Here is an 11217-nt window from a genome sequence, read left to right on the forward strand (position 1 = left end):
TTGCGTCTTTGCCCGGCAAGCTTGCCGACTGTCAGGAAAAAGACCCTGCCAAATCCGAACTGTTCCTGGTCGAAGGCGACTCCGCAGGTGGTTCGGCAAAGCAAGGTCGCGACCGGCATTATCAGGCAATTTTGCCGCTGAAGGGTAAAATCCTGAACGTTGAACGCGCGCGATTTGACCGGATGCTTTCGTCCAAGGAAGTTGGCACGCTCATTCAAGCCATGGGCACGGGCATTGGCCGCGAAGATTTCAACATTGAAAAGCTGCGCTATCACAAGATTGTGATCATGACCGACGCTGACGTCGACGGGTCGCATATCCGCACATTGTTGCTGACATTCTTCTATCGTCAGATGCCCGAGATTATCGAAAACGGCCATCTCTTCATCGCGCAGCCGCCTTTGTACAAGGTCGCGAAGGGCCGCAGCGAAATTTACGTTAAGGACGACAAGGCGCTCGACGACCATCTTGCTGAATTGGGTCTTGGCGGCGTTGTGCTTGAAGGTGCCGGCGGACAACGCGCAGGCGCCGATTTGGGCGCACTGGTCGATCATGCCCGCCGTATGCGCAGCCTGATGGCATTTGTCCCGCGCCGTTACGACCCCACAATTGTCGAGGCCATGGCGCTCACCGGCGCGCTTGACCCCGAAGCAACCGACCGCGCTGCTGCGGTGGCCAAGGCGGCCGCATGGATGGGTGCGCAGGATGTTGAGGGCAAATGGTCCGGCCGCGTATCCGAAGACGGTGGCTATCACTTCGAACGCCTATGGCGCGGCGTAACCGATCACCACATTATCGACGCGGCATTCTTAATGTCGGCAGAAGCGCGCAAGCTGCACAAGCTCGCCAGCGAAGAAACCGCCAGTTACGAGACCCCTGCCCGATTGGTGAAGGTCACTGCCGCTGCAGCAGCCGATGCCGCCGAAGACATCGAAGCAGATAGCGACGCAGAGGCTGCTGACGCCGTTGGCGACCAAGCCAAGCGCGCAACAACCGCCGTCAGTGTGGGCAATAAAGGCGCAATCACGCGTCCATCGGAATTGCTTGAGGCCATACTCGCCGCAGGGCGAAAGGGCCTGTCAATTTCGCGCTACAAGGGTCTTGGCGAAATGAATGCGGAGCAATTGTGGGAAACGACACTTGATCCTGATCACCGGTCACTTCTCCGCGTTGAAATCGACCAGGCTGACTTGGCGGATGATATCTTCACCAAGCTGATGGGCGAAGTGGTTGAGCCACGGCGTGATTTCATTGTCGAAAACGCGCTCAACGTCGCCAATCTGGACGTTTGAGCGCAAAGTCTGTGCACATTATCGCTTCGACAATTGGAAGTGTGCGACGCTTATTGTAGCCCGCACGCCTTGGGGGAGGTTTATGCACAAACGTCACTATCTAGCGCTCGCGATCATCGCCTTGCCCGTTTTGGCGCAAGCTGGCGACAGCCGTGTCGAAATCGGCACCGGATTGGCCAGCTATTATGGCGCCGAACTCAGCGGCAATCGCACGGCCAGTGGCGAGCGTTTTGATCCAAATGCGATGACGGCAGCGCACCGGACGTTATCTTTTGGCACAAGGGTGGCGGTCACCAATCTGGCCAATGGTCAGGAAGTTATCGTGCGGGTGAACGACCGCGGTCCGTGGAGCAAATCACGCATCATGGATCTATCTTATGCTGCGGCCAAACAGATCGGCATGCACCGCAGCGGGACCGCGAAGGTTAAGCTCGAGCGGCTCGATTAACCAAGCGCAGCGCGCTGCCAGTCGGGCAGAACAAGCGCCGTCAAATCTTCGACGCGGCGCAACTCCACCGATATATCAAGCTCCGGATAAACGCAGCGCTGACGACTCGCGTCGGCTTGTGCCAACGGGACGACCACCAGCCGTCGGTTCACCTTCTGCCGCCAGTTCATACGCGCGGTATTCTCCTGCCCGACATAGCATCCCTTTGTGAAGGACACCCCGTTCAGTTCGGCGGCATTGGCCTCAAGCCACAAAGTCTGTTCGCTGCCCAGCTCATCTACGCCCTCGGTGATGCCTAGCCCAAGCCGATGCGCGCGATAGGCGGCACTCACATCCACATCATCGTCGGCCGGCGCGCCCAGCCAGCGTGTCCCGAGCTCCGCATGGCGCGGGTCTGTGCTGCCGTCGTTTGCCCAGAACACGCCACATGCCGGATCAATGGCAATGGCGATTTTCCGGCGCAACCGGTACATCGACAGGCGGCGGACCAATGCGTCTGCTTGCGCGCCTTCGCAATCGATAAGCACATCGTCACCATCTGCCCACAGGATGAAATCGAACAGCGCCTTTCCCTGCGGGCTCAACAAACCTGCCCATAAGGGCATTTCTGCCGCGGTATCTTGCGTCACCAGCCCCTGCAGAAATTGGCGCGCGTCCTCTCCTGCCTCGGTGGGCGACAGACGGATAACGCAGCGGTCGAATAGACGGGTGTTTGGCATAGGTGACAGATAGGGGGAGAGGCGCTTAAAGGGAAGCCATGACCGACCAGATGATTCTTTCCATCCGCCGCCCTGATGATTGGCATCTCCATTTTCGTGACGGCGCAGCGATGCGCAGCGTGGTGCCCTTCACCGCGAAACAGTTTGCACGTGCGATTGTCATGCCCAATTTGTCGCCACCTGTAACAACCGTTGAAGCGGGCGCGGCCTATCGTGACCGGATTTTGGCGGCGGTGCCCGAAGGCGTCACGTTCACGCCACTTATGACGGCCTATCTTACCGACGTAAGTGACGGGAATGAACTCGCGCGCGGTCACGCCGAAGGTGTGTTTACAGCGGCAAAGCTATACCCTGCGCATGCCACCACCGGAAGCGCACACGGCGTTACGAACATAACCAACATCATGCCCGCGCTGGAGCATATGGCGCGGATCGGCATGCCATTGCTGATCCACGGCGAAGTCACAGACTCGCATGTCGATATCTTTGACCGTGAGGCTGTGTTCATTGAACGGACGCTGTCGCAACTGGTCCGCGATCTGCCTGAGCTGAAGATCGTGTTTGAACATATCACCACCGCAGACGCGGTTGCTTTTGTAGATGCCAGCGGTCCCAATGTCGCGGCGACAATTACGCCGCAACATTTGCACATCAACCGCAATGCGATGTTTGCGGGCGGCATCCGTCCGCATGCTTACTGCCTGCCGGTTGCCAAACGTGAGATACACCGGCTTGCGCTCCGCAAGGCTGCGACATCGGGCAGCAGCAAATATTTCCTCGGCACCGACAGCGCGCCGCACGACAAATCTGCCAAGGAAAGCGCCTGCGGATGCGCGGGTATCTTCAACGCGCCCTTCGCATTGGAAAGCTACGCCGCCGTCTTTGAAGAAGAAGGCGCGCTGGACAAATTTGAGGCCTTTGCCTCAGAAAACGGCCCTCGTTTTTATGGTCTGCCGTTGAACGAGGAGCGCATAATGTTGGAACGCGCCGATGTCGTCGTGCCTGAGCTGTTGGCGCTGGAAGGGCTTGATGTCGTGCCGTTCCATGCTGGGGAAACATTGCGCTGGCGGCTGAAGGCTTAGGATCAGGACCTAAGCTTTTGATGCCCTGTAGGATTTAATCGCGTCGGCGCAGAATATCGCGATACTGGCCCAGATCAGGATGAAGCACGCCAGCTTCGTCGTGCTCAATGGCTCACCGTACACGAACACACCCAGCAGGAAAGCAATGGACGGTGCCGTATATTGCACAAAGCCCAGGCTGGTATAGCTCATCCGGCGGGCGGCGGTCGCGAACATCAGCAACGGGATTGCGGTGACCGCACCTGCCAATATCAAAAGCCCCGACGTCGTCACATCATCGCCAAATCCGCCGCCGCCAACCTGCGCGAAATAGAGTACCGCGCCCAATGCCAGCGGCGCGAGCAATGTTGTCTCGGTCGCAAGGCCGGGAACAGAGCCAACGGGCGTAATCTTGCGGATAAGGCCGTAGAGGCCAAAGCTTAAAGCGAGCGATATGGATACCCATAAGGTATCGAGCGCATCACCGATGAGGATAGCAACGCCAATGGCGGCGACGGCCACGGCGACCATCTGAAGCGGCCGCAATCGCTCGCCTAAAAACAGACGCCCCAGCAGGACATTCACCAAGGGGTTGAGATAATAGCCAAGGCTCGCTGCCAAAATATGGTCCGTGGAAACGGCCCAAATGTAAATCAGCCAGTTAATGGCAACCAGCGTGGCAGAGGCGAGCAAATTGCGCAGATGCGCCTTGTGCCGGAAAATGGCGGCATATTCGCCAAGCTGTTTGCGGAAGGCCATAATAACCAAAAGCAGCGGAATGGACCACAAGACGCGCTGCGCAACAACCGCGACCGGCGAGACATGGCTCAGCAGCTTGAAATAAACCGGGACGAAGCCCCAGATGAGATATGCCGACATGGCATAAGGCAAGCCACTTGGCTGCGCGGTTTCAGATTTGTCGGTCATATGTTTTGCTAAGCCTTCGCGTGGGGATCAAATGATCCCGCCGCCGATCCAGAGGCGCAGCGCGCAAATGGCTATAACGACCAAGCAGAAGTTGCGGCCGCTGTCCTTTTCCGACGCGAAGCCAAAGGCCGCGCCGACGCCAGCGATCAGAATAATGAGCCAGTTCAGCCATCCGAGCAACGGGATGAACCCGATAATAGCCAGCAAGAGTGCAATCAGGCCAAATAGAAATGCGAGGATATTTGCCATAAGGCGACTGTGGCGGGTTTTTAGTACTGTGGCAAGCACAGCCAGCCGTCCCGCGCGGCGTAGCGAATATCGCGGTACCGAAATGACAAGAGGCTCAGCCTGTTTCCAGACTGAGCCTCATTATACCCACGCATATGTGGACATTCAGCGCCACTGTTCCAATCCGCGATAGTTAATGTCGACCACACGGCCACGCTCTACAAAGCAGGTGAAACGGCCCTTGTCATAACCGCGCTGGTAAGCGTTGCCGCCAAATCGGTCATTGCCGTAATAGTTATTCTCGTAACGGCCACGTCCGCCGTCTTGAACAACGACATTGCCTGTGACCCGATAGCCAAAACGTGTCCGTTCGATGCTGCGCACTTGCGTGACGTCTGAACGGCTGTAGCCATTGGCCCAGCGTTCAACGCTGGCGACGCACTGGTTTACCGCGGCGCGGCCGCCGCCACCACGATTGTCGTAATTATAGCCTGCACGGTTATCATCATAGCGATCATCATAACCGCGGCGATCGTTGCGGCCATTGTTGCCGCTTGAAAGCACAGCGGCAAGACCACCGAGCACGACCGCTCCGGCAATAATCTCGCCGGCGCTTATGCTATCACGGTCGCGGTTGCGGTCATAGCGATCACGCGCTTGGGCGGGAACGGCTACACTCACCAAAGCTGCAGCAGCAGCCCCGGCGCCAAGCAAAGTTTTGGTCATGAAATTCATCTTCGTTCTCCTTGCACCGGTCCAGTCATTCTGTGCCGATGGAGAGCGAATAGGCGATTCGGGTTGTCCGGATGCTGAATTGACTTGTCAGCATCCGTTCATCTAAATCGCCATTTTCATGAACGATTATTCGGTGAGGGTCAGCCCCGTCCATTTGCCGAGAAACGCATAAATGTCCGAATATTCGTCAATAACCTTATCGGTCGGCTTGCCTGAACCATGGCCCGCACGGCTTTCGATGCGGATGATCTTGGGCTTGTTGCCGGTTTCTGCAGCTTGCAGGGCGGAGATATATTTGAAGCTATGCCCCGGAACCACACGGTCATCGGTATCCGCGGTCGAGACGATGACCGCGGGATATTCCACACCCGATTTGATGTTGTGATAGGGTGAGTAAGTCATCTGCATTTTAAAGTCGGCTTCCTTGCTGGGGTAGCCATAATCATCGACCCAATAACGGCCAGCCGTGAAACGGTCGAAGCGGACCATATCCATCACGCCCACTGCGGCATGGCCAGCAGCGAACAGGTCAGGACGCTGGTTCACAACGGCACCAATCAACAGTCCCCCATTGGACCGCCCTTCGATGGCAATCTTGCCCTTGGCCGAAACGCCGCTGGATATAAGATATTCCGCTGCGGCAGCAAAATCGTCAAAGACATTTTGTTTGTTCATCAAACGACCGGCATCATGCCACGGCTTCCCATATTCGCCGCCGCCACGAATATTGGCGAGGGCGAATACACCGCCCGATTGCAACCAAGCCATACGCGTTGCTGAATAAGTGGGCGTCTGCGAAATATTGAACCCGCCATAGGAATAGAGTAATGTCGGCGCGCCCTTCGTCAGATCGAGATCTTTTTTGTGCACGACGAACATCGGTATCTTCGTGCCATCCTTCGACGGATAGAACACTTGCTCCACGGTGAAGTCTGCCGGGTTGAAGCTCAGCTTTGGCTGCGCGAAGGGCGCCGACGCACCCGTCTTGCTGTCGAAACGATACACAGCGCCTGGCTGATTGAAGCTGGAGAATCCGTAAAATGTTTCTGGATCACCCGGCGTCCCTGAAAAGCCGCTGGCCGTCCCAATCGCACTGAGCTTGATTTCCTGCACGGGCTGGCCTGCGAGGTCAGTCATCAGCGCCATCGATTTGGCATCTTTGATATATGACAGGATCAGCCGATCGCCGACGATCTGCGCGCGCGACAGGGTTTCCGCCCGCTCCGCTATAACGTCCTTAAATGTCGGCGTCTTCGCACCCAGATCAACCGTCACAACCTTAAGCTTTGCCGCGTCCTTGTTGGTGGTGAACCACAAAGTGTTGCCCATGCCTTCAATCAGGCCCCAATCATGCTCCAGACCCGTAACGAGCGGCTGCGGTTTCCATGTTGGCTTTTTGCCAAGTGGCATGACGTGCAGTTCATACTTCTCATCGGTTCCGGACGAGGTCGTAATGACCGCCCATTTGCCGTCGTGCGTCACTTGCGCGCTATGCCCATATTCGGGCTTGTCCGGCGTTGCGTATATTGCCTTGTCTTCCGACTGGGGCGTACCGATTTTGTGGTAATAGATGGTCTGGTTATAGTTCAGCTGCTGAAATGCCGCGCCTTCTTTTGGCTCTGCAAAACGCGAGTATAAAAACCCGTCATTGCCCACCCAGCTTATGTTGGTGAATTTTGCCCAGTTGATTTCGTCGGCAAGCACCTTGCCGGTCACGGTGTCGATGACTTTAATCGTCCGCCAGTCCGAACCGCCGTCCTGAACAGCATAAGCCACCAGCTTGCCATTTTTCGACGGTACCCAGCTATCGAGCGCGGTGGCACCGTCTTTTGCCCATAAATTGGGGTCGATCAAAATACGATCCGCACCCGTTAGGCCCTTGCGGACATATAAGACCGACTGGTTTTGCAGGCCGTCATTCTTTGTGAAGAAATAATAACCACCGGCTTTTTCAGGAAGGCCAAAGCGTTCATAATCGAAAAGCTTCTTCATGCGCTCGGCGAGTATTTTCTTGCCGGGCAAGGTGTCCAAATATGCATCGGTGACAGCATTTTGCGCCTTCACCCATTCGGCGACTTCGGGATTGACGCGCACATCATCCTCAAGCCAGCGATAGGGGTCAGCAACCTTCACGCCGAATTGCTCATCAACCACATTGACGGTTTTGGTCTGCGGATAGGTCAATTTGACTGCGACATCGGTGGTGGCTGAATTTGCGGCCATAGCGACCGACGAAATCGGGGCCATCATGAAGGCTGCACCGACCAAAAATACACTTCGCATATTATCATTTCCCCAACTCTCAAAATCTCTGTCATCCGACTAGAGCGTCCACGCTTGAACGCCAACTATTCCTGCCGTCGCCCGCAAGAATATTTCGCATTTTCGTCGAAATCATGCACCCCGCTGCCGCTGCGCCAACAAGACGGCAGCGGTAACGCCTGCGGCAAATAACATGCCCTCCAAACCGGCGGTGACGATCTGACTGATGGGACCAAAGCCGCTTTCGCCAAAGAAGCCACCGATTTGGTCGAACCGCAGCCGCGATTGGGGAAGAAGCCGGGCCAGCTCATATATGCTGCCGCCAAGCAAGCGCCCACCGGCCATGACAATGCCAGCGCCGGATAAAGCCCCAAATACGGCCGCGGGCAGTATCGCGAAACGCAGCGGCATGTCTCGCATCTGCCGTCGGCCCAGCCATACACCAAGGCCGACAGAGGCACCAATCACCGCACCTTCCAGCGCGCCCGTCATTTGCGTGGGTGATTGCCCCAGCACCAGATTGAACGCATCCAAGCCAAGCAGTTTCACAATACCGCCAATCAGGAAACCGCCCACTGCGCCCCCCGTCATAATTGCGGACCAACGCGCGGAATTCCAAAGGCCAACTGCAGCAATGCCGAAGCTTACGCCCGCAGCGCCCAACAACGCGACCAACACCGTAATTGCCGTCAGGACAAGCACGATGGACGTCGCGCCCATGCCCGGTGCCATTGGCTGCGATGCTCCGGCAAAACCGTAAAACAAACCGCCCAGCAGCCCCGCCAAGCCACCGCCAACCACACCCGCGCCACCCAATGCCCAAAATGTCGCCCAATCCGTCGTGGCAGCTGTGGTGATAGAGGTGGTGGCTGCGGGTCCACCATCACGTTCCACAGGGGCGATGAAACGATAGCCATGCTTTGGAACGGTTTCGATAAAGATCGGCCGCGCGGCATCATCCCCAAGCACACGGCGCAGGCTGCGGATGCATTGCGTGAGCGCTTCGTCGGTGACAGGAACACCGCGCCAGACATCGTCCATGAACTGGTCTTTCGACACAAGCGCGCCGGCATTGGTTGCGAGCAGGACAAGCGCATCGAAATAGCGGCTGGAGACATCGACAGCGACACCATCGCAATGCAGGCGTCGGCTGCTAATCTGAAGCGTGAAGCGGCCGAACCGGAGACTATCTGATTTCATTTTTCACCAAATGCTCATGTTCTGCTCATGCCTGCAATGTCGCTGCGCTGTATGCATAGCTCTCATTCACGGAAAAGGGCAATGCTATGCATGCAGAGAATATCGGGCCAGCAAGGCCGCGACGGAATATCTGGCGGATTTTGGGCTGGGGCGGCGCGGTAGCGCTTATCCTGACGCCATTGGTCGCGATGCAGTTCACCACAGAAGTTAACTGGGACGAAACCGACTTCATCGTCGCGGCCATCATTTTCGGCATTGTGGGCGGCCTGATTGAATTTGCGGTGCGCCTGTCATCAAACTGGTACTTCCGCTTTGGTTCGATGTTTGCTGTGCTGGCCGGGTTCATGGTCATCTGGTCCAACTTGGCTGTTGGCATGATTGGGAATGAGGATAACCCGACCAATTTATGGTTCGGCGCGGTATTGCTGATCGCGATTGTCGGCAGCATCGCGTCGCGATTTCGCCGGCGCATATTGCCGCAGGCGATGTTGGTTGCCGGCATAGTGCAGATGAACATTGGCGTCTTTGCCGGCATATTGGGCAGCGACGCGCGCGGCGGACGGTTTACGATTGTGCTTTCGGTAGCATGGTTGATTTCCAGCCTACTCTTTTGGTTGGCCGATCGAAGCGCTCGGACGAAATCATAAACCCATGAAAAAAGGGCGGCACCCTCTCGGATACCGCCCTTTTGAAACTCTTAAAGCAAGACGTGCTTATTCAGCGTCGTCCAATACTTCAACTGGACCGCTGTCCTGACCCTTGGCGTCGACATTGCGGTCAACGAGCTCGATGACGCCCATTGGTGCAGCGTCGGAACCACGGAAACCAGCCTTGATCACGCGGCTGTAACCACCGCTGCGGTCGGCATAGCGCGTTGCCAGTTCGTCAAACAATTTTACCAGCTGCTTGTCGTCCATCAAACGGCTCATCGCGAGACGACGGTTGGACAAGCCACCCTTCTTCGCAAGCGTGATCAGCTTTTCGATGTAAGGACGCAGTTCCTTCGCCTTTGGCAAAGTCGTCTTGATCTGTTCGTGTTTGATAAGCGACGCTGCCATGTTGCGAAGCATCGCGGTACGGTGCGACGTGGTACGTTGCAGCTTACGGTGGCCAACTTTATGGCGCATATTTCATTCCTTCGTTCGTAGGGGGGCCGTATCAGGTACCCCGATCCTGGCCGTTTAAGGGCGGCCATTTCCCTTTTGGTTGGGCCGAAGCACTGCCTCGGCCCAATATTCTTTAGCCAAGCAGTTCTTGCTCAAGCTTCTTTGCCATCTCTTCGATGTTTTCTGGCGGCCATCCGGGGATGTCCATGCCAAGGCGCAAGCCCATCGACGAGAGCACTTCCTTGATTTCGTTCAGCGACTTGCGACCGAAATTAGGCGTACGCAGCATTTCGGCTTCGCTCTTTTGCACGAGGTCGCCGATGTAGATGATGTTGTCGTTCTTGAGGCAGTTTGCGCTGCGGACCGACAATTCCAATTCGTCGACCTTCTTGAGAAGGTAACGGTTGAGCTGGTTTGCATCCGATTCTTCCGAAGAAGCTGATGGTGCAGCCATGCCAATCATGGGCGACGATGCAGACATCGAATCTTCAAAGTGGACGAACACTTGCAACTGGTCCTGAAGAATGCGTGCGGCATACGCCACGGCGTCTTCTGGCGTTACGGTGCCGTCGGTTTCGATGGTCAGCGACAACTTGTCATAGTCAAGTTCTTGACCGATGCGTGCATTGTCCACCTTATACGCAACCTGACGAACAGGCGAATACAGGCTGTCGACCGGAATGAGGCCGATTGGCGCATCCGCTGGACGGTTGGCGACTGCAGGAACATAACCCTTACCGATGTCGGCAGTGATTTCCATGTTCAGCGTCGCGCCATCGTCGAGATGACAGATGACGAGATCAGGGTTCATCACTTGGATGTCGCCCGAAACAGCGATGTCACCAGCGGTTACCGCGCCGGGGCCAGTTGCCGAGAGCTGAAGACGCTTTGGACCTTCGCCTTCCATCTTCAACGCAACTTGCTTGATGTTCAGAACGATGTCGGTGACATCTTCACGAACGCCCGCGAGCGACGAGAATTCGTGCAACACGTTTTCGATTTTGATCGATGTAATCGCTGCGCCCTGCAGCGATGAGAGCAATACGCGACGCAGCGCATTGCCGAGAGTCAAACCAAAGCCACGCTCCAGCGGTTCTGCAACAAAAGTTGCTTTACGCTTCGCATCGCTACCTGATTTGAGTTCAAGTGCGTTGGGCTTTTTCAGTTCCTGCCAGTTCTTAATATTGACGGACATGGATTTCCCCTTGGGTTTTGCGGGACCGGCAATTTGGTGCACCG

Annotated in this window: 12 protein-coding genes; 4 read left to right on the forward strand and 8 right to left on the reverse strand. The window is 56.4% G+C overall.

Annotation, left to right across the window (positions count from 1 at the left end):
- Both ACILQA_RS07175 and ACILQA_RS07180 read left to right on the forward strand, forming a co-directional pair.
- Positions 1-1292 (forward strand): toprim domain-containing protein (locus ACILQA_RS07175; RefSeq protein ID WP_395629079.1); only part of this gene is annotated, 1292 nt, incomplete at its 5' end.
- 82 nt (positions 1293-1374) lie between these two features.
- Positions 1375-1740 (forward strand): septal ring lytic transglycosylase RlpA family protein, encoded by a 366-nt coding sequence (locus ACILQA_RS07180; RefSeq protein ID WP_395629080.1) that lies wholly within the window; start codon positions 1375-1377, stop codon positions 1738-1740.
- On the opposite strand, the gene ACILQA_RS07185 is transcribed toward ACILQA_RS07180, so the two are convergent.
- Positions 1737-2459, reverse strand: a complete 723-nt coding sequence (locus ACILQA_RS07185) for a YgfZ/GcvT domain-containing protein (RefSeq protein WP_395629081.1) — start codon at positions 2457-2459, stop codon at positions 1737-1739. The two genes, ACILQA_RS07180 and ACILQA_RS07185, sit on opposite strands and share 4 nt — an antisense overlap.
- Positions 2460-2497: 38 nt before the next feature.
- On the opposite strand from ACILQA_RS07185, the gene pyrC reads away from it, so the two are divergent.
- Positions 2498-3541: a dihydroorotase gene (gene pyrC, locus ACILQA_RS07190; RefSeq protein WP_395629082.1), complete on the forward strand. Its 1044-nt coding sequence runs from the start codon at positions 2498-2500 to the stop codon at positions 3539-3541.
- 9 nt (positions 3542-3550) lie between these two features.
- On the opposite strand, the gene rarD is transcribed toward pyrC, so the two are convergent.
- From rarD to ACILQA_RS07215, 5 genes are all read right to left on the reverse strand, one after another.
- Positions 3551-4447, reverse strand: coding sequence for an EamA family transporter RarD (gene rarD / locus ACILQA_RS07195; RefSeq protein ID WP_395629083.1), 897 nt, complete (start codon positions 4445-4447; stop codon positions 3551-3553).
- A 27-nt stretch (positions 4448-4474) separates the two neighbouring features.
- Complete coding sequence (locus ACILQA_RS07200) at positions 4475-4696, reverse strand: hypothetical protein (RefSeq protein ID WP_183941941.1); 222 nt, start codon at positions 4694-4696, stop codon at positions 4475-4477.
- A 144-nt stretch (positions 4697-4840) separates the two neighbouring features.
- Positions 4841-5401, reverse strand: coding sequence for a hypothetical protein (locus ACILQA_RS07205; protein ID WP_395629084.1), 561 nt, complete (start codon positions 5399-5401; stop codon positions 4841-4843).
- Between the two features lie 135 nt (positions 5402-5536).
- On the reverse strand, positions 5537-7693 hold the full coding sequence (locus ACILQA_RS07210; RefSeq protein ID WP_395629085.1) for a prolyl oligopeptidase family protein: 2157 nt from the start codon (positions 7691-7693) through the stop codon (positions 5537-5539).
- 111 nt (positions 7694-7804) lie between these two features.
- Complete coding sequence (locus tag ACILQA_RS07215; RefSeq protein WP_395629086.1) at positions 7805-8872, reverse strand: transcriptional regulator; 1068 nt, start codon at positions 8870-8872, stop codon at positions 7805-7807.
- A gap of 86 nt (positions 8873-8958) precedes the next feature.
- On the opposite strand from ACILQA_RS07215, the gene ACILQA_RS07220 reads away from it, so the two are divergent.
- The gene (locus ACILQA_RS07220) at positions 8959-9519 is read left to right on the forward strand and encodes a hypothetical protein (protein WP_324479309.1); all 561 of its coding nucleotides are present in this window, start codon (positions 8959-8961) and stop codon (positions 9517-9519) included.
- A gap of 66 nt (positions 9520-9585) precedes the next feature.
- Here the strand turns inward: ACILQA_RS07220 and rplQ are convergent, their stop codons facing one another.
- Both rplQ and ACILQA_RS07230 read right to left on the reverse strand, forming a co-directional pair.
- Positions 9586-9999, reverse strand: coding sequence for a 50S ribosomal protein L17 (gene rplQ / locus ACILQA_RS07225; protein WP_183941945.1), 414 nt, complete (start codon positions 9997-9999; stop codon positions 9586-9588).
- A gap of 112 nt (positions 10000-10111) precedes the next feature.
- Positions 10112-11173, reverse strand: coding sequence for a DNA-directed RNA polymerase subunit alpha (locus tag ACILQA_RS07230; protein ID WP_183941946.1), 1062 nt, complete (start codon positions 11171-11173; stop codon positions 10112-10114).
- Positions 11174-11217 lie beyond the last annotated feature (44 nt).

The organism is Sphingorhabdus sp. (genome assembly GCF_044239005.1).
Classification (GTDB): domain Bacteria; phylum Pseudomonadota; class Alphaproteobacteria; order Sphingomonadales; family Sphingomonadaceae; genus Sphingorhabdus_B.